This is a genomic window from Nocardioides sp. (genome assembly GCF_024509035.1).
GTDB lineage: Bacteria > Actinomycetota > Actinomycetes > Propionibacteriales > Nocardioidaceae > Nocardioides.
The window spans coordinates 20,131-38,471 of sequence record NZ_JANINT010000010.1; the positions used below are offsets into that span (position 1 = coordinate 20,131).

General features: G+C 73.3%; 17 protein-coding genes. 8 read left to right on the forward strand and 9 right to left on the reverse strand.

Translation table 11 applies throughout. The annotated features are described in order from the left end of the window. The first annotated feature begins 6 nt into the window (after positions 1–6). Complete coding sequence (locus Q0L15_RS01040) at positions 7–153, forward strand: hypothetical protein (RefSeq protein ID WP_296601626.1); 147 nt, start codon at positions 7–9, stop codon at positions 151–153. A gap of 99 nt (positions 154–252) precedes the next feature. On the opposite strand, the gene Q0L15_RS01045 is transcribed toward Q0L15_RS01040, so the two are convergent. From Q0L15_RS01045 to Q0L15_RS01060, 4 genes are all read right to left on the reverse strand, one after another. Then, positions 253–1,302, reverse strand: a complete 1,050-nt coding sequence (locus tag Q0L15_RS01045; protein ID WP_296601627.1) for a LacI family DNA-binding transcriptional regulator — start codon at positions 1,300–1,302, stop codon at positions 253–255. A gap of 62 nt (positions 1,303–1,364) precedes the next feature. Continuing rightward, positions 1,365–1,565, reverse strand: a complete 201-nt coding sequence (locus Q0L15_RS01050) for a hypothetical protein (RefSeq protein ID WP_296601628.1) — start codon at positions 1,563–1,565, stop codon at positions 1,365–1,367. Positions 1,566–1,716: 151 nt separating this feature from the next. After that, positions 1,717–4,503: an alpha-amylase family glycosyl hydrolase gene (locus Q0L15_RS01055; RefSeq protein WP_296601630.1), complete on the reverse strand. Its 2,787-nt coding sequence runs from the start codon at positions 4,501–4,503 to the stop codon at positions 1,717–1,719. Positions 4,504–4,589: 86 nt separating this feature from the next. After that, the gene (locus tag Q0L15_RS01060; RefSeq protein ID WP_296601631.1) at positions 4,590–5,759 is read right to left on the reverse strand and encodes an acyl-CoA dehydrogenase family protein; all 1,170 of its coding nucleotides are present in this window, start codon (positions 5,757–5,759) and stop codon (positions 4,590–4,592) included. A 41-nt stretch (positions 5,760–5,800) separates the two neighbouring features. Here Q0L15_RS01060 and Q0L15_RS01065 point away from each other — a divergent pair, with 41 nt between their 5' ends. From Q0L15_RS01065 to Q0L15_RS01075, 3 genes are all read left to right on the forward strand, one after another. Then, positions 5,801–6,367, forward strand: coding sequence for a TetR/AcrR family transcriptional regulator (locus tag Q0L15_RS01065; protein ID WP_296601633.1), 567 nt, complete (start codon positions 5,801–5,803; stop codon positions 6,365–6,367). Between the two features lie 42 nt (positions 6,368–6,409). Next, positions 6,410–7,087 (forward strand): NADPH-dependent F420 reductase, encoded by a 678-nt coding sequence (gene npdG, locus Q0L15_RS01070; RefSeq protein WP_296601634.1) that lies wholly within the window; start codon positions 6,410–6,412, stop codon positions 7,085–7,087. Positions 7,088–7,286: 199 nt separating this feature from the next. Next, positions 7,287–7,988, forward strand: coding sequence for a hypothetical protein (locus tag Q0L15_RS01075; RefSeq protein WP_296601635.1), 702 nt, complete (start codon positions 7,287–7,289; stop codon positions 7,986–7,988). Between the two features lie 91 nt (positions 7,989–8,079). On the opposite strand, the gene Q0L15_RS01080 is transcribed toward Q0L15_RS01075, so the two are convergent. Continuing rightward, entirely contained in the window at positions 8,080–8,760 is a 681-nt protein-coding gene (locus Q0L15_RS01080; RefSeq protein WP_296601636.1) for an acyltransferase, read from the reverse strand. A 66-nt stretch (positions 8,761–8,826) separates the two neighbouring features. Between Q0L15_RS01080 and Q0L15_RS01085 the strand changes: the two genes are divergently transcribed. Then, a complete protein-coding gene (locus tag Q0L15_RS01085; RefSeq protein ID WP_296601638.1) occupies positions 8,827–9,282 on the forward strand; it encodes a PGPGW domain-containing protein in 456 nt (151 codons plus the stop codon). On the opposite strand, the gene Q0L15_RS01090 is transcribed toward Q0L15_RS01085, so the two are convergent. The 4 genes from Q0L15_RS01090 to Q0L15_RS01105 all read right to left on the reverse strand — a co-directional run bounded on the left by Q0L15_RS01090 (position 9,225) and on the right by Q0L15_RS01105 (position 13,003). Further along, positions 9,225–9,773, reverse strand: coding sequence for a hypothetical protein (locus Q0L15_RS01090; protein WP_296601639.1), 549 nt, complete (start codon positions 9,771–9,773; stop codon positions 9,225–9,227). The genes Q0L15_RS01085 and Q0L15_RS01090 overlap by 58 nt on opposite strands. Positions 9,774–9,985: 212 nt before the next feature. Continuing rightward, the gene (locus Q0L15_RS01095) at positions 9,986–10,576 is read right to left on the reverse strand and encodes a hypothetical protein (protein WP_296601641.1); all 591 of its coding nucleotides are present in this window, start codon (positions 10,574–10,576) and stop codon (positions 9,986–9,988) included. 90 nt (positions 10,577–10,666) lie between these two features. Continuing rightward, positions 10,667–12,445: an ATP-binding protein gene (locus Q0L15_RS01100; RefSeq protein WP_296601642.1), complete on the reverse strand. Its 1,779-nt coding sequence runs from the start codon at positions 12,443–12,445 to the stop codon at positions 10,667–10,669. A gap of 66 nt (positions 12,446–12,511) precedes the next feature. Further along, positions 12,512–13,003: a cupin domain-containing protein gene (locus Q0L15_RS01105; RefSeq protein ID WP_296601644.1), complete on the reverse strand. Its 492-nt coding sequence runs from the start codon at positions 13,001–13,003 to the stop codon at positions 12,512–12,514. Positions 13,004–13,127: 124 nt separating this feature from the next. Here Q0L15_RS01105 and Q0L15_RS01110 point away from each other — a divergent pair, with 124 nt between their 5' ends. The 3 genes from Q0L15_RS01110 to recC all read left to right on the forward strand — a co-directional run bounded on the left by Q0L15_RS01110 (position 13,128) and on the right by recC (position 18,271). Further along, positions 13,128–14,066 (forward strand): ATP-binding cassette domain-containing protein, encoded by a 939-nt coding sequence (locus Q0L15_RS01110; RefSeq protein ID WP_296601645.1) that lies wholly within the window; start codon positions 13,128–13,130, stop codon positions 14,064–14,066. Further along, positions 14,063–14,881, forward strand: a complete 819-nt coding sequence (locus tag Q0L15_RS01115) for an ABC transporter permease (protein WP_296601647.1) — start codon at positions 14,063–14,065, stop codon at positions 14,879–14,881. Before Q0L15_RS01110 ends, Q0L15_RS01115 begins: the two co-directional genes overlap by 4 nt. Positions 14,882–14,986: 105 nt before the next feature. After that, positions 14,987–18,271, forward strand: coding sequence for an exodeoxyribonuclease V subunit gamma (recC, locus tag Q0L15_RS01120; protein ID WP_296601648.1), 3,285 nt, complete (start codon positions 14,987–14,989; stop codon positions 18,269–18,271). Positions 18,272–18,341: the final 70 nt, after the last annotated feature.

The window sequence follows — 18,341 nt, forward strand, 5'->3', positions numbered from 1 at the left end:
GAGCGCATGAAGACCCGCCTGACCTGCCCGTGCGGCACCGTGATCAAGGGCACCGACGAGGACGAGCTCGTGGAGCTCACCCAGCAGCACCTCGCCGCGGAGCACCCCGGCATGGAGTACGGCCGCGACGAGATCCTCTTCATCGCGACCTGAGCCACGCGCTGCTCTGCGCGCGCCCCGGTCGCTGTAACGCCCGTTTACCCCACCTTCCCACCCCGTTGCAGTGGGGCGGGAAGGTGGGGTAACAGGGCGTTACAGCTGGGCGATGTCTGGCGGAGGCGCAGTGCTGTCGCGCACCACCAGCGTGGTGGGCAGGAGCACCCGCTCGGGCTCGCCGGGCTCCTGGCCGCGCATCCGCTGCAGGAGGGTCCGCACCGCCTCCTGCCCCTTGCTGGACACCTCCTGGTGCACGGTGGTCAGCTGCGGCCGGACGGCCGTCGCAAGGGGGGAGTCGTCGTAGCCGACGACCGAGAGGTCCTCGGGGATCCGGAGGCCGAGGGACTCCGCGACCCGCATCGTCGCGACCGCGAAGGCGTCGGAGAAGCACAGGACGGCGGTCGGTCGGTCGGGACGGTCGAGCAGCTCGCGCGCGATGTCCTCGACCGCGACGTGCGGCCGGAACTTCGCGGTGCGCACGAGGGGCTCGAGGCCGGCGGGATCGAGGGCCTCGCGCCAGCCGAGCAGCCGCTCGCGGGCGGGTCGGTTGGCCGTGGGCAGGCCTTCGATGTCGAAGCCGCTGTCGAGATTGATGATGCCGATCGAGCGGTGCCCGAGGTCGACGACGTGCTGGGCCGCTGCGCGGGCGCCGTCCCGGTCGGCCACGTTGACGCTGGGAGCGGTGGGGGACGGGTCGCGGTCGACCGACACCAACGGCAGGCCGCGCCGCTCGAGCCACTCGATGTCGGGGGAGGAGGCGTCGCAGATGTAGACGATCGCGCCGTCCATCGCGACGTCCCGCGCAGGGACGTACGGACCGTCCGGCGTGCCGGACGTCAGGAGCGTGACCGCGAGGCCCTCGGTGTTGAGGGCATCGGCGACCGAGGTCAGGAACTCGGTGGCCACCGCGTCCTGGAAGGCGTCGCTCAGCTCGTCGGTGAGCAGCAGCCCGACCGAGCCGGTGCGTCCGCGCGCCAAGGCCCGGGCGGCCGGGTCGGGCCCGACGTACCCGAGCTCGTCGGCGGCCGCGAGGATGCGGGTGCGCAGCTCGGCGGAGAGCTGGTCGGGACGCGAGAACGCGTTCGAGACCGTCATCCGGCTGACGCCGACACGGTCGGCGATGGATTGCAGCGTCACCTTGGCCATGGCAGACCCAGTATCGCGGGTCCGCCCAGGCACGGGGTCCGGCACGTCGTTCGCCGCGCGCTTCAACCGTGCAGGCAGGCCTTGGTGGGCCGCGGCTCGACCCAGCGTGCGACCGCGCGCAGCTCGGTGGCGAGCAGGCTGCGCAGCGCCGCGGCGCGCGCCGTGCGCACGCGCTCGAGGACGACGGGGGCGTCCGGACGGGCACTGAGGACCTCGGTGGTGGTGAGCCGGGTGGCGAGGTCGGCGGACAACAGGTCGTTCATGGCAGTTCCTTCGAGGCTGTACCGGTCAAGATCATCTGTACCGATACAGTAGCGCCGCGACCTTTACCGGTCAAGTGAAATCATCTCTGACGTTCGCGGGGGCCCGGGCGGGTCTCCGCCCGCGAACGTCAGGGACTATCCCGAGCCGGGCTCAGCCGGCCGGGGCCGGCTGCACCGACGGGACGTGGCTGACCTGGTCCCAGGTGAACACGTAGGTCCCGCCGCCGGTCGGCACGGACAGGGTGAGGTTGCCGCCGCCTGCGGCACCCCCGGCGCCGTAGTTGACGGTCCACGAGTCGTCGATGGCCACCTTCCACTCGTAGTCCCCCGCCGGGAGGGTGAACGTGCCGTGCCAGCGTCCGTCGGAGCTGTCGAAGCCCAGGTGGCTCGCGGCGCAGTCGGGCTGCCAGTCCCCGGGGCAGCCGATCTCGTCCTGCAGGCTGCCCGCCACCGTCACGGAGTCCACCGCGGGCTGTGGCTCGGCGGTGGTCACGGTGATCGGGGCGCTCGTGTCCTGCACCGCGCCGCGCTCGCGCAGGGTCGCGCGATAGCGCACCTGGGTGCCGAGCGGCAGGTCGCTGACGTCGTCGACGACGGTGTACGCCGGGGCCGAGCTGTCCGTGCCCAGGCTGGTCCACGGGCCACCGGAGACGCTGCGCTCGAACTCTACGGACTGCAGCGGTCGCTCCGGGTCGACGGTCGCGCTGACCGTGACCGGGTCGACGCTGCTGACCGTCCCGTCGTCCGCCGGCGCGGCCACGACGACCGTGGAGCGCGGCACCCGGGTGGAGCGGGCCTGGGTGCCGCGGGTGTGGCCGGCGTTGTCGAGGACGGCCGCGCGGTAGCTCACCCGGGTGCCGGGCGCGAGGCCGGAGACGTCGGGGAACACGCGGTAGGGCGCGTTGTCGTCGATGCCGATCGTCCGCCACGGGCCCGTGCCCACGCGCTGCTGGAAGGTGACCTCGTAGAACGACCTCCCTCGCACGGCCGCCGCCACCTGCATCCGGCCGCGTTCGATCGCCGACACGGCCGGCGCGCGCAGGGTGATGCCCGGCGCGCGGCGCTCGCGAGCGATCTCGTCGGTCGAGCGGTAGACCACGGTGGAGAGCGCGGGCACGGTGACGTCGAGGCGCCGCGCCCCGTCGCTCCTGCGCCGGGTCGGGCCGTCGCCGTAGATCTTCTCGAAGCCGCCCTTGCGGAGGTACGTCGGGATCGGGGCGGACCGGGCCTGCTCGCTGTTGTTGAGCACGACGACGTACTCGGTGCGGCGGGCGCGGTCGACCCGCGAGAACGCGAACAGCCCCGGCCCGGATGAGGAGTAGCGGACCTGCTCGGCGCCGTCGCGCAGGGCGGGGTGGCGCTCGGTGAGCCGGGCGAGGCGACCGATCGCCTGGTAGAGCGGGGAGTCGGTCACGAAGTTGTCGTCCGCGCCGGTGCGGTCCGTGCCGATCTGGTCGTCGGCCTGGTACTCGGGGACCTGGCTGGCGAACATCGTCTGCCGTGCCAGCTGGTCGCCCCCGTTGCCGGTGAAGCCCTGCTCGTCGCCGTAGTAGACCACCGGGTTGCCGCGGGAGAAGTACATGAGCTCGTGGGCGAGCCGGTCGCGCGCGAGCAGCTCGGTGTCGTCGGCGTCGGGGTTGTCGGCCTTCAGGAAGTGGCCGATCCGGCCCATGTCGTGGTTGCCGAGGAACGTCGGCAGTGAGTACGCGTTGGAGTCGCGGTCGGTGTACCAGTCGTCGTTGCGGAAGAACGTCGCGAGCGCGTCGGTCTCGCCGCTCTTCGAGGCGAAGCCGCGTGCGGCGTCCTGGAAGGGGAAGTCCAGCACGGCCTGCATCCGGTCGTGGGTCGTGTAGTGCGAGGTGAAGGCCTTCGCCGCTGCGTCGCTGCCGTCGAGGGCGACCTCGCCGAACATGAAGAAGTCGGGGTTGCCGTCCGCCGCCGCGATGCGCTGCATCGCCGGGCCGAACTGCTGCCAGAACTCGTCGTTGACGTGCTTCATCGTGTCGATGCGGAAGCCGTCGATGTCGAAGCCCTCGACCCAGGCGCGGTAGATGTCGATCATGCCGTCGACCACCTCCGGCTTCTCGGTGAAGAGGTCGTCGAGGCCGAAGAAGTCGCCGTACTGGCTGTCCTCGCCGGTGAACGTCGTGTTGCCCCGGTTGTGGTAGTTGGTGACGTCGTTGAGCCAGGCCGGCACCTTGAGGTCCTGCTCGCCCGCGTCGAGCTTCGGGGTGTAGGGGAACGAGGTCGCCGGGTCGAGTGCCGGGAAGCGCGACGTCCCCGCGAAGTCGCGGTCGTCGAACGGTGTGCCCGAGGCGTCGCGGTAGGGCTCGGCGTCCTTGGAGACGTACGCCGTGCGGTCGCCCTCGTCGTAGCCGATCACGTCGGCGGTGTGGTTGGTGATGATGTCGAAGTAGACCTTCATGCCGCGCTGGTGGGCGGCGTCCACGAGGGCGCGGAGGTCCTGGTTGGTGCCCAGGTGCGGGTCGACGGTGGTGAAGTCGGTGATCCAGTAGCCGTGGTAGCCCGCCGACGGACCGTCCTCGAGCTGGACCGGCTTGTTCTTGAAGATCGGGGTCAGCCAGATCGCGTCGGTGCCGAGGCCCTGGATGTAGTCGAGGCGCGAGCGCAGGCCCGCGAGGTCGCCACCGTTGTAGAAGCCCTTGGCGGTCGGGTCGAAGCCGGTGACGTCGCGGTCGCCGGTCAGGCCGCCGGTGTCGTTGGTGGGGTCGCCGTTCTCGAACCGGTCGCCCATCACGAAGTAGAAGTCCTGATCGGTCACCCCGGGCCGGGGTGCGTGCTGGGCATAGCCCGCGGGGTGGCCGGGCCGGTCGGCGGCCGGGTGCGGCGCGCCCGCGGCACCGGCCGGGCCGGCGAGCCCGAGGCCGAGAACGGCGGCGACGATCGCAGACAGTGGTGCGGTCGACAACAGGCGCATGGTCCCTCCCGAGGGCGTGATGCGGATCACAGGGTGGCTGCAACCTATGGCGCACCGTCGACCACGGGCAAGCCGCGGGCCTCCCGTCAGGGTGCGACGCTGAGGGCGCCCGCGCCGCCACGGTCCAGCGAACGCGCGATCACCATCCGCTGGATCTGGTTGGTGCCCTCGAAGATCTGCATGACCTTCGCCTCGCGCATGTAGCGCTCGACCGGGAAGTCCCGGGTGTAGCCGTAGCCGCCGAGCACCTGGACGGCGTCGGTGGTGACCCGCATGGCGTTGTCGGTCGCGACCAGCTTGGCGATCGAGGCCTCGCGCCCGTACGGCAGTCCGGCGTCCTTGAGCCGGGCGGCGTGCAGCACCGTGGCGCGGGCGGACTGCACGGCGGCCTCCATGTCGGCCAGCACGAAGGCCAGGCCCTGGTGGTCGATGATCCGCTGCCCGAACGTCTCCCGCTCCTGGGCGTAGGCCACGGCCCGGTCCAGGGCGCCCTGGGCCAGGCCGGTGGCGACCGCGGCGATGCCGAGCCGGCCGGCGTCCAGGCCGGCCAGGGCGATCTTGAGCCCGTCGCCCTCGGCGCCGAGGAGCCGGTCGGCGGACACGCGGACGTCGTCGAAGCGCATGGTCGCGGTCGCCGAGCCGGTCAGGCCCATCTTGTGCTCCGGCGGGTCGGCCGAGAGGCCATCGCTGTCGGCCGGCACCAGGAAGCAGGAGATGTCCCCGCGGGCGTCGCCGGTGCGGGCCATCACCTTGTAGAAGTCGGCGTGGCCGCCGTGGGTCGTCCACGCCTTCGCCCCGCTGATGACGTACTCGTCGCCGTCGCGCCGGGCGCGGGTGCGCATGGCGGCGGGGTCCGAGCCGGCGTGCGGCTCGGAGAGGCAGTAGGCGCCGAGCAGCTCGCCACCCAGCATCTCGGGGAGCCAGCGGGCGCGCTGCTCCTCGGTGCCGGCGGTCGCGAGCCCGAAGCAGCTGAGTGCGTGCACGGAGATGCCGACGCCGACGCTCGACCAGACGGCGCCGACCTCCTCGAGCACCTGGAGGTAGACCTCGTAGGGCTGGCCGCCCCCGCCGTGCTCCTCGGGGTAGGGCAGGCCCAGGAGGCCGGTGCGACCGAGCATCCGGAACACCTCGCGGGGGAAGGTCTCGGTCGCCTCGGCCTCGGCGGAGCGCGGGGCCAGCTCGTCGGCGGCGATCTGGCGCACGAGCGCGATCAGGTCGACGGCCTCGTCGGTGGGCAGCATGCGGGTGGCGGGCATGAGTACCAGAGTACGTCGCGGAGTACTGATAGCGTCACGTCGTGCCGCCACCGCGCCATCAGCTGCTCGACGAGCTGATCGAGCTGTTCCTCGCCGAGGGGTTCCTGGAGTTCGGGATCGGGGACCTGGCGGCGCGGCTGCGCTGCTCGCGCTCGACGATCTACCGGGTCGCCGAGACCAAGGAGCAGGTCGTGCTCGCCGCGGTCCGCGGCTTCTTCCGCCGGGCGGCCGAGCGCATCGAGGCCCAGGTCGACGCCGAGCCGGACCCGGGCGCGCGGCTCTCGGTCTACCTGACCGCGGTCGCGGCCGAGCTCGCGCCCGCGTCCGAGCGGTTCTACGCCGACCTCCAGGCCTACGCCCCGGCCGCGGAGATCTACGAGGCCAACACCCGGTTGGCCGCCGAGCGGGTCCACGACCTGGTGAGCGCCGGCGTGGTCGCCGGCGCGCTGCGACCGGTCCACGCCGGTTTCGTCGGCACCGCGGTGGCGCAGGTGATGACCGCGATCCAGGGTGGCCGGATCGCGGCCGGCTCGGGGCTGGCGGACGCCGAGGCCTACCGGGCGCTCGCGGACCTCGTCGTGCACGGGGTCGGGGGTTCCACTTCCTGAGCAGGTCGCTGCGCGGCGTCCGGTCCTGAGAGAGTGCAGACCATGAGCAACCTGCCGCCCTCCCTCGTTGACAAGACCGTCGCCGTGCTCGGCGGCACCGGACCCCAGGGCCGCGGGCTCGCGCGCCGGTTCGCGGCGGCCGGACTGCCGGTCGTGATCGGCAGCCGCAGTGCCGAGCGGGCCGCCGCCACCGCCGAGGAGCTCGCCGCCGCGACCGGCGGCGCCGTGACCGGCGCCGACAACGCGGGTGCTGCGACCAGCGGTGACATCGTCGTGGTCGCCGTACCGTGGGACGGCCACGGCGAGCTGGTCGCCGGACTCGCCGGCGAGCTGGCCGGCAAGGTCGTCGTCGACTGCGTCAACCCTCTCGGCTTCGACAAGCAGGGCGCCTACGCGCTCGTCGTCGAGGAGGGCTCGGCGGCCCAGCAGGCGCAGGCGCTGCTGCCCGACAGCACGGTCGTCGGAGCGTTCCACAACGTCAGCGCGGTCAAGCTCGAGGACCCCGAGGTCACCTCGGTCGACACCGACGTGCTGGTGCTCGGCGACGTCCGCGAGGCCACCGACCTGGTCCAGGACCTGTGCGACACGATCCCCGGAGTCCGCGGGGTGTACGGCGGGCGGCTGCGCAACGCCCACCAGGTCGAGGCGCTCACCGCGAACCTGATCAGCGTCAACCGCCGCTACAAGGCCCACGCCGGCGTCCGGGTCACCGACATCTGACGCTTCGGCCCCTGGTGTGCCAAAGATCACCCGGTCTGTGAGCCGTGAAGCCGAAATATTGTCCGGATCGACCTTCTTGAACGGGTAATCTTTCTGCTGCACCACCCCATAGACCCACCTCGCAGCGCGACCGCCGCACCCCTGGTGCCAGCGGTCGCGCTGCACGTTCGCGCGCCAGCGCGAGAAGCACGGAACGCCAGTGACCCTCTCCCTCACCACCCTCGTCGGTCTCGCCGGCACCCTGCTCGCCGTCGGCTACTCGGTCCCGCAGTTCAGCAAGCTGCGCCAGATGACCAGCGCCGCCGGGGTGAGCATCGCCGCGCTCGCCAACTCCACGATCAGTGGCGTCGCGTGGACGGTCTTCGGCATCCACGAGCGTGAGATCTGGGTGGCGCTGCCGGCCGCCGTCTCCATCCCGGCGACCGTGGGCGCGGCGGTGCTCGCCTGGCTGCGCGGCGGCTCGCGTGACCGGATGTGGCTGCCGGTCGTCTGGCTGGTCACCCTGGTCCTCGCCGGGTTGTCCACGCCGTGGATCGGGACCGCGCCGGCGACGGTCGTCCTCGGCTGCTCGGTCGCCCTGCTGGTGACGCCCGCGGCGGTGACCGCGTGGCGCAGCCACGACGTCTCCGCGATCGCGGCGTCGGCCTGGGCGATGCTGATCCTCGATGCGCTGCTCGCCGGCGCGTACGGCATCCTCGCGGACATCGACGCGAACCTGATCTACGCCGCCGTCGCCACGATCGGGTCTCTCGCGATCCTGCTCCGGATCTCGATCCCGGCCCACGTGCACGCCCGGCTGGTCCCCGTGCCCGTCGCCGGCCCCGTCGCCGGCCCCGTCGCCGTCCCCACCGAGGGCCTCGACCCGGACGTCAGCCGCGAGGACCTGAGCCTGGTCGCCTGAGCCGGTGCCCCCGAGCCGATAGCCCCAGACGGTCGAGGGGGCGATCCGGTCTGCGGACCCCGCGAACGTCATGGAGCATCGCCGCCGGCGGTCAGCCCGAGCCGAACAGGCCCTCCATCACGGGGCGTACGCCGCCGCGGGAGTCGACCCAGCCGACCTCGGGCTCCAGGCGACGCACGACCCGGGCCGGGTTGCCGGCGACGACGGCGAAGTCCTCGACCTCGCCCCGGACGATCGCGCCCGCGGCGACCACGACGTTCTGGCCGATCGCGGTGCCTGGCAGGATGACCGCCCCGTGGCCGATCCACGACCCGGACCCGATCGAGACCGGCTGGTGCTGGCCGAACTGCTCCCCGATCGGCCGGGTGGGGTCCTGGTAGCCGTGGCTGGCGTCGGTGACGAACACGCTCTGGCCGAAGAAGACGGCCTCGCCGATCGTGATCGAGGTGTGGGCGGTGATGCTCACCCGGGCGCCGAGGACGGTGCGGTCGCCGATCACCAGCGCGCGCTCGGGCAGGTGCGGGTCGTCGGCGCCGTACCCCACCGAGAGGGTCGCGTGGCGTCCGACGAGCACCCCTGACCCGATGTGGATCGCGCGCGGGTTGAGCAGCGTCGCGGGCGGGAAGTCGATGCAGCTCCCGGCGCCGAAGGAGCCGAACTCGGCGGCCGCGCGGGTGCCGGGGACGATCTCGCCGGCGCGGTCCAGCCACCGCCACGCGGCATGGACCCCCCGGTTGAGGACGCGGTCGAGCGCGCGGGACAGCGGGTTCACGGGCGAAACGGTAGTGATCGTCGGTCCCGCGGGCGAGCGTTGGGCAGGTCTGACAGAGTTCTGGGCATGAAGGCGGTCGTGCGCCGGGTCGCGCTGGAGGTCCTCGGCTGGGTCCTGGTGGTGGCCGGGATCGCGGCGCTCGTGCTGCCGGGGCCGGGCCTGCTGATGATCTTCGCGGGCCTGGTGATCCTCTCCCAGGAGTACGAGTGGGCCGAGCGCAGGCTCGAGCCGGTCAAGGTGCGGGCCCTGAGAGGCGCCGCCGAGAGTGTCGAGAGCTGGCGCCGGATCACGTTCTCGAGCCTGGTCGCGGTCGGACTGATCGCCTGTGGCGTGCTGTGGGTCTGGAGCCCGGAGCAGCCCGGGTGGTGGCCGCTCGCCGAGCGCTGGTGGCTGCCGGGCGGCGCGGCGACGGGGGTCACCCAGGTCGCTTCGGGCCTGATCGCGATCGGTCTGATCGTCTACAGCTACCGCAGGTTCCAGGTGCGTGGAGAGCCGGTGCCCGAGCTGCCCGACGACGACTGACCCACCGCCCGATCGTCCGGTTGGTGCGACGGTGTGGTGGGAGCGAGCACGGGCGCGAGGGTGCGACGCAGCGAACGCAGTGCGTCGTTGCGCAGCGCCACGACCTCGGGCAGGTCGAGCTCGAGGTCGTCGCCGAGGTCCGGCAGCGATCGCGCGTGCAGGAAGTAGCCCTCGATGACCTCGCGGTGATCGCCGGGGAGGGCGGCGACCGCGGCACGGGCGGCCCCGACGAGCGCGGGCGGGGTGGAGGAGCGCGGCCGGCGTCCGCGGGCGGACCAGTCGATCGAGCGAAGCGCCTCGACCAGCGCGACGCGGATGCGGGCGCGAGCGAAGTCGGCGAAGGCGACGTCCTCGTCAGGCGCCCAGGACCGCGCCGCCTCGGCGAGCGCCACCCGGCCGGGCGCGTGGAGATCCTCGGCGGCCACCGAGGCCGGGACCCGTCGCAGCGTCTCCTCGACCAGGTCATGGAGCACGGGCGCATGCCGCTGCATCAGCTCGGCAGTCCTCGAGGCCGAGCAACCCCCCGGTGCTCTCTCCATGCGCTCCATTTGAGTTCACGACGACCTCCGTGGTGAGGGTTTCGCGAGGAGAAGGCCGGAAGCGTCACCCGGCTCGTCCCTCCGCGGACGACCCCGACGGTGAGGCGGCCCTGCGACGCACGGATCGGTGTACAGCGTGTCGTGCGAGTGGGGGCCGGCGGCGATCAGCCGATGGGCAGGGCGACCGCGACCGCACGACCCTCGCCGAGCGGCTCCTGGGACTGCCGCACGACGGCTGCGTGGTCCTGGCCGATCGAGGCGAGCGTCGGCGCGAGGGTGCGGCGCAGGGCTCGCAGCGCAGCGGTGCGCAGGCGGACGACCTCGTGCTCGTCGAGCTGCAGGTCGGCCGCCAGCTCCGGAAGCGCTCGCTGGTCCAGGAAGTAGCCCTCGATCACGGAGCGCTGCAGATCGGGCAGCGCGGCGAGGGCGGCGTGGGCGGCCTCGGCCCGGCCCCGATCGGGTGCCGGCCTCGGCCGCCGGGCGCGCGCCTGCCAGTCGATCGAGCGCAGCAGGTCGACCAGCGCGGCCCGGATCCGCTGCTCGGCGTACCGGTGGACGTCACCATGGACCGCTGGCGCGTACGCGCGGCGCGCCACGGTGAGGGCGGCCAGTGCGGCGGCCGTGAGCTCGTCCCGCGTGACCGAGTCCGGAACCCGCCGCAGCGTCTCGGCGACCAGGTGGTGCACCACGGGCGTGTGTCGTGTCGTCCACTCGTCGATTCCGGCGGTCGACGAGCCCCCCATCTCGCTCTCCATGAAGCCAGTAGACGGCAGGAGGACCTATTTGTCACGGAAAATCTTGTGTCAATTCCGTGGCCGCGTCATCCGGGGGTCGGTGTCGGCCGGTCAATCGGTCGGCAGCGCCACGGTGAACGTCGTGCCGCCACCCAGCCGGGAGTGCACCGCGACCTCGCCGTCGTGGCGGTCGACGATCGTGGCGACGATCGCCAGCCCCAGCCCGGTGCCGGGCTCGCGCAGCGCATCGGGGTTGGTGGTGCGGAAGAAGGGCCGGAACAGGCCGACCTGGTCCTCCTCGGAGATGCCGAGCCCGTCGTCGGCGACGCGCAGGATCGCGGTGCGGCCGCGGCGCTCGATCGTCACCGTGACGGTGCCCCCGGCGGGGGTGTACTTCACGGCGTTGCTCACGAGGTTCCCGACGAGGCGGTCGAGCTCCGCGGGGTCGCCCTGCACCACGAGCCCGGCGGGGTCGAGCCGAGCCTCCAGGGTCAGGCCCTTGCCCTCGGCGGTCGAGCCGACCAGCCCCACGACGCTGCTCGCGATGGCGCACAGGTCGACCGGCACCCGCGCCAGTGGGTGCTGGGGATCGCTGACCCGCGCGAGGAGCAGCAGGTCGTCGACGACCTTCTTCATCCGGACCGTGCCGCGGGTCATCGCCGCCTGGTAGGGCTGCGCCGCGGGGTCGAGCTCGAGGTCGCCCAGGAGCTCGAGGTTGCCCGAGATCACCGTGAGCGGCGTGCGGAGCTCGTGGGAGAGCGTCGCGATGAGCTGGCTGCGGTAGTCGTCGAGCTGCTGGAGCTCGTGCACCAGCGCGCGCTCGCGCTCGAGGGCCCGCACCGTCATCAGCGCGGCGCCGAGGTCGTAGCCGATCTGCAGCGCCGAGCCGGTCTCGACCGCTGACCACGGCGGGTCCTGGGCGCGTCGCGACAGCACCAGGAACCCGAGGCACTCGCTGCCGGCGCCGAGGGGTACGGCGAGCGCGGAGTCCAGGCCGAGCTCGGTCAGCTGGCGCAAGGACTCCTCGAGCAGCGGCTCGGCGGCCGGGAGCGACGGCTCGATGCCCTCGGCGATCACCAGCACCTGCTGGGCCTCCCACAGCCGCGGCGCCAGGCGGTGCGCCAGGTCGACCATCCGGTCCGACAGCTCGACCACCTCGCCCTCGCGGGTGCGCGCCTTGCCGAGACCGCCGCCCTTGTCGTCGAGGAGCTGGATCCAGGAGCCGCTGGCCCCGAAGCCCTCGACGAGGGGCTGGTGGGTGTGGTCGAGCACCGCCTCCAGCGAGGCCTGGTCGGGCATCGAGGCCGACCGGATCAGGCGCCGCGCCGCCTCGGCGTGCGCGACCTGCTGCACCAGGGCCTCACGCTCGAACGCCGTGACCACGGCCCGCTCGGCCTGCGCGGCGTAGCGCTCCAGCAGCCGCCGCTGGGCCGCGTCTGGCCGCCGCCCCGAGACCGGGCGGTCGACCGACATCGCGCCGATCAACCGGCCCTCGTCGTCGGTCAGCAGGCCGACGAGCACGTCCATCGGGTGCCAGGCGTCGGGGGTGTCGCCCTGCTCCTCGGCCACCACCATCCAGTGCCCCTCGAGCATGGACGCGTCGTAGTCCTCCGCGGCCAGGAACCGGAAGCGACCCCACGTCTCGGCGTGGGCCAGGACCGGGTCGAGCACGGAGACCGGGTCGGTCGAGGTGAGGTAGTCGGAGAACTCGTCGGGCCCGGTGTAGGCCATCGTGACCAGGTTGCCGTCGAGCACCACCGAGAGCGTGGCCACCTCGAAACCGATCATCTCGGCGACCGACTCGACCATGAGCTGGAGCACCGCGCGGGCGGCCGAGTCCGACCAGCCGGCGCGCGCCTCCTCGGCGCGCGTGGCCTCGCTGTCGCTCACCCTGTCCTCCCGCCGAGCCTCCGGTCGGCCTCCCGCCGACCAGTCCCGAGTATGGCCGTTCGCGCGTCAGTCCGAGATGGCGGCCGGCTCCCCCGTACGCAGCAGGGTGGCGATGTAGATCACGATCGGCGTGGTGCCGGCGTTGCGGGCATGGTGGACCGCGTCCTGCTCCTCGACCAGCCAGCGGCCCGGTCGCACCTTGGCCGTCTCGCCCGGTTCGATCGTGCGCACCAGGGTCGGGTCGTCCCCGGGGCCCTTCATGAGCCTCGCCTGCCCGGACTCCACGGTGTAGGTGAGCGTGCCCTCCGCGACGTACCCCAGCTGGGCGCCGGGATGGTGGTGGGACGCAAGCTTCGCACCCGGCATCACGACGACCTTGCTCAGGCCGAGGGTCCGGTGCGGTGCGCCGGGCGGCGCGGTGACCTCGGCGAGGGGCTCGCGGGTCACGACCACCGGCGCCGGCTCGTCGGCCGCCGTTGCGGAGACCGCGATGCCGGCGCCGAAGCCGGAGCACACGAGGGCGAGCCCGCCGACGGGGAGGAGGAGACGGTTCGTCATGGCGGGAGCGTAGGCAGCCCCGGCGGACCCCGCAGCCGATCGGGGGAACCCGGGGTCACCCCGGGGTCGCATCGGGGTCCGTCCCCGATGTGCGGGGCGGGACCCCCGTCGCAGGCTGGGGCCCATGATCCGTGCCCACGCACTCACCAAGCGCTTCGCCACCGGCAAGGGGCAGACCCGGGTCGCGGTCGACGGCATCGACTTCGTGGTCGAGCCCGGCCGGGTGACCGGGTTCCTCGGCCCCAACGGCGCCGGCAAGTCCACGACCATGCGGATGATCCTCGGCCTCGACGCTCCGACCTCCGGGACGGTCAGCGTCAACGGACACCGGTACGCCGCCGCGCCGGCGCCCCTCCGTGAGATCGGCGCCCTCCTCGACGCGCACGCCATCCACCCCGGGAGGTCGGCACGCGACCACCTGAGGTGGATGGCGGCGTCCAACGGCATCCCGACGACCCGGGTGGGCGAGGTGCTCGAGCTGGTCGGCCTGGAGTCGGTCGCCGGCCAGCGGGCCGGGCGCTACTCCCTGGGCATGGGCCAGCGACTGGGCATCGCCGCGGCGATGCTCGGTGACCCGCCCGTCGTCGTGCTCGACGAGCCGGTCAACGGCCTGGACCCCGAGGGCATCCGCTGGGTCCGCACGTTCGCCCGGCAGCTCGCCGACGAGGGCCGCACGGTCTTCATCTCCAGCCACCTGATGTCGGAGATGGCGCTGATGGCCGACCACCTGCTCGTCATCGGCCGGGGCTCGATCCTCGCCGACTGCTCGATGAGCGACTTCATGAGCGACCACGCCGCGTCGTACGTGCGGGTGAAGGCGCCGGCGCTCGCCGACGTCGAGAACCTCCTCTCGGGCCGGGGGCTCGACGTCACCCGGGTCGACGACGAGCTGCGCGTCGTCGGGCTGGACGCGGCGGCCGTCGGCGAGCTCGCCTTCCGGCACGGGCTGATGCTCCACGAGCTGACGCTCGTGCGGTCCTCGCTCGAGGACGCGTTCATGGCACTGACCGCCGACAGCGTGGAGTACCACGCCGCCGATGCCTCGAGGGGAGCGCTGCGATGACCGCGACGATGACCGAGGGCGGCACCCTCCTCGTGGGCTCGGCGGAGCGCGGGCCCGGCTTCGGTGCCGTGCTGCGGGCCGAGTGGCTCAAGCTGCGGACCGTCCGGTCGACCTGGTGGACACTGGTCGCGACGTTCGTGCTCGGCGCCGGGCTGACCGTGCTGCTGTGCTGGGCCAACGCGGACTGGCTGGCCTCGGCGGACGCCGACGAGTCGCCGGGCTCGTTCGTCACCTGGGGGATGATGATCGCCCAGATCACCGCCGTGGTCCTGGGTGCCCTGGTGGTCACCACCGAGTACGGCACCGGGATGATCCGCTCGAGCTTCGCGGCCGTGCCGGCTCGCGGACGGGTGCTGGCGGCGAAGTCGCTGCTGCTGGTGACCGTGCTGTTCGTCGTCGGCACCGTGACCGCGCTGGCCGGGTACGCCGGCGGCAACTACTTCCTCGACCGCGAGGGCATCGGGATGGCGCTCGAGGGCGGCGTGCTGCGCTCCATGTACGGCTCGGGCCTCTACCTCGCCGGCATCGGGCTGTTCACCGTCGCCGTCGGGTTCCTGCTGCGGCACACCGCCGGCACGATCTCGGTCGTCCTCGCGCTGATGCTGATCCTCGGCAACATGGTCAACCTGGTGCCCGGCGCGTTCGGCGACTGGCTGGTCAAGCTGATGCCCGGCAACGCCGGCTCGGTGATCTCCACGCCGGTGCCGTTCAACCCCGACCTGCTCGGCCCCTGGACCGGGTTCGCGGTCTTCGCCGCCGAGACGGCCGTGCTGCTCGCCGCGGCCTACGTCGTGCTGCGGCGGCGCGACGCCTGACGACGTCGACCCGCCCGGAACTTTCGGGCGGGTCGACCTGCTGGTGCCGCATCGACCCGGGCGCTCGGTGTCCCTGGTGTCCCTGGTCCCGATTAGGGTCGCGTCGTGACCCTGCAGATCCACCGAGCCGCGCGCACCGACGTGCTCGCGGACGCGCTCGGTGACCTGCTGAGCACGCCGCTGGACGACCCGTTCGCGCAGGAGGTCGTGGTCGTCCCGGCCAAGGGGGTCGAGCGCTGGCTGACCCAGCGGCTCAGCCACCGGCTCGGCACCGGCCCGCGCGGCGGCGACGGGGTGTGCGCGGGCGTGCGGTTCCTCAACCCGCGGTCGCTGGTGTCGCTCCTGCTGGGGCGCGAGCGCGACGACCCGTGGGACCCCGAGCGGCTGGTGTGGCCGCTGCTCGCGACGATCGACGAGAGCCTCGACGAGCGGGAGTTCGCGACGTTGGCGCGCCACCTCGGCCACGGCCAGGACGGGCCCGACGGCGAGCTGCGCCGCAACCGGCGCTACTCGGTCGCCCTGCGGTTGGCGCACCTGTTCGCGTCGTACGCCGTCCAGCGACCGTCGCTGGTGACCGCCTGGCGCGAGGGACGGCACGACGCCGACGAGCTCCCACCCGACCTCGCGTGGCAGCCCGAGCTGTGGCGCCGGCTGATCGCCCAGGTCGACGCGCCGCCGCCCGACGTCCGGCACGCCGAGACCTGCGCGGCGCTGCAGGCGGGCGGCCGCGACCTGCCGCTGCCCGACCGCCTCTCGCTGTTCGGCCACACCCGGATCCCGCCCACCGAGGTCGGGCTGCTCACGGCCCTCGGCGAGCACCGCGACGTCCACCTGTTCCTGCCGCAGCCCTCGCCGGCGCTGTGGGACGACCTGACCGGCCTCGGAGGGGTCGTCGCGCGCGAGGACGACGACTCCGTCGAGCGGGTCGGCCACCCGCTGCTCGCCTCGCTCGGCCGCGACGCCCGCGAGCTGCGCCGCCTGCTCGACGGCGTCCCCTCGACGCTGGTGCCGGTCTCGACCGCCGGCGACGACCGCCTGCTCGGGTGGCTCCAGCACGACCTGCGCGCCAACCACGCGCCGACCTACGGCGAGCGCGCGGCCCGCCACCTCGACCCGGCCGACCGGAGCCTGCAGGTGCACGCCTGCCACGGCCCGGCCCGCCAGGTCGACGTGCTGCGCGAGGTGCTCGTCGGCCTGCTCGAGGACGACCCGACCCTCGAGCCGCGCGACGTGCTGGTCATGTGCCCCGACATCGAGACCTTCGCGCCGCTGATCTCGGCGGGGTTCGGGCTCGCGACGACCGACGGGCACCCCGCCCACCGGCTGCGCGTCAAGCTCGCCGACCGGGCGCTCACCAGCACCAACCCGCTGCTCGCCGTGGCGAGCGACCTGCTCGACCTCGCGGGCGGCCGGGTGACCGCCTCGGACGTCCTCGACCTGGCGGGGTCCGACCCGGTGCGCCGCCGCTTCGCGTTCACCGACGACGAGCTCGACCGGATGTCCCGCTGGGTCGCGCGGGCCGGGGTCCGGTGGGGCCTCGACGAGGAGTCGCGATCGGCGTTCCGGATGGAGCGCTTCCCCCACAACACCTGGCGCACCGGCCTCGACCGCATCCTCCTCGGCGTCGCCATGAGCGGCGACGACCACCATCACCTCGGCCGTGGCCTGCCTCTCGACGACGTCGCCAGCTCCGAGATCGACCTCGCAGGCCGGCTCGCCGAGCTCGTCGACCGCGTCGACCGCACGCTCTCGGCGCTGGGCCGCGCCACCACGGTCGCCGACTGGACGACCGGCCTGCGCGACGGCGTGCGCTCGCTGGTCGACGTGGCGTCCGACGATGCATGGCAGGTGCCCCAGTTCGAGCGCGAGCTGGCCCGGGCGGCGGCGTCCTCCCACGAGGGCGGCCTGGAGCTGCGGCTCTCCGACGTGCGCGCGATGCTCGAGTCGCGGCTGGCCGGGCGGCCGACGCGCGCCAACTTCCGCACCGGCAGCCTGACCGTCGCGACGATGGTGCCGATGCGCTCGGTCCCCCATCGGGTCGTGTGCCTGGTCGGGCTCGACGACGGGGTGTTCCCGCGCGCGGGCGCCGTCGACGGCGACGACGTGCTGGCGCGACACCCCCGCACCGGCGAGCGTGACGTGCGCAGCGAGGACCGACAGCTGCTCCTCGACGCGGTCCTCGCCGCGACCGAGCACCTCGTCATCACCTACTCCGGTGCCGACGAGCAGTCCGGTGCCGCCCGCCCGCCCGCCGTACCCCTCGGTGAGATCCTCGACGCCGCCGACCGCACCACCGCCGAGCCGGTCCGCGACCGGATCCTCACCCGTCACCCGCTCCAGCCCTACGACGCGCGCAACTTCGTCCGCGAGCGCCCGTTCAGCTTCGACACCGCCGCGCTCGCCGGGGCGCGATCGGCCGCGGGCGTACGCCGCGACCCGCCCCCGTTGCTCGACGGTCCGCTGCCACCGAGGCCCCGCGAGGACGTCTCGCTGCAGGACCTGCGCGACTTCCTGGCCCACCCGGTGCGGGCGTTCCTGCGCGGCCGGCTCGACGTGGCCGCGCCGTTCGAGCCCGACGACCTGGCCGACGCGATCCCGGTCTCGCTCGACAGCCTCGAGAAGTGGCAGATCGGCGACCGGCTGCTGCGCGAGCTGCTCGCCGGTCAGGACCCGGTCGCGGTGATGACCGCCGAGCAGCTCGCCGGCACCCTGCCGCCGGGCGGTCTCGGCACGCGCACGCTCCACGAGGTCGCCGAGGAGTGCCAGCGGCTCTGGTCACGCACCGACGAGGTGCGCGAGGGCGAGCGGCGCTCGGTCGACGTCGAGGTCGACCTCGGCGACGGACGCCGGCTCACCGGCACCGTGCCGGGTGTCTACGGCAGCCGCGTGGTGAGCCTCGGCTACTCCCGGCTCAATGCTCGCCAGCGGCTGCTCGCCTGGGTCGACCTGCTGGCGCTCTCGGCGACCTGCCCCGACCAGCACTGGACCGCGCACGCGATCGGCAAGGATCGCGCCGGCCCCAAGCGGGCGCTCAGCGGGCCGCTCGACCACCGGTCGGTGGAGTGGCTGCGCGGGCTCGTGGAGCTGCGCGACCGCGGTCTCTGCGCGCCGCTGCCGGTGCCGGTCAAGACCGGGCTCGCGTGGGCGGAGGCCTACGCGCGCGAGCTGATGGGCCAGGACCACCCACCCATCGAGGCCGCCCGCCGCGAGTGGGAGACCGACCCGCACAACGCCTTCGGGATCACCGGCGAGGACGCCGACCCCTACCACCAGCGGGTCTACGGGGCCGGCGCCCCGGTCGAAGTCCTGCGCGACGCCGGGCTCGGCGAGGTTGCGTGGGCGATCTGGGAGCCGTTGCTCAGCGGCGCCGAGCGGGTGGGTCCGCTGTGAGCACCCCACGCAATCGCGGACTTCCCCCGCTCCGCTCCTCCAGCCCACGATTCCGCGGGGACCCCGCATG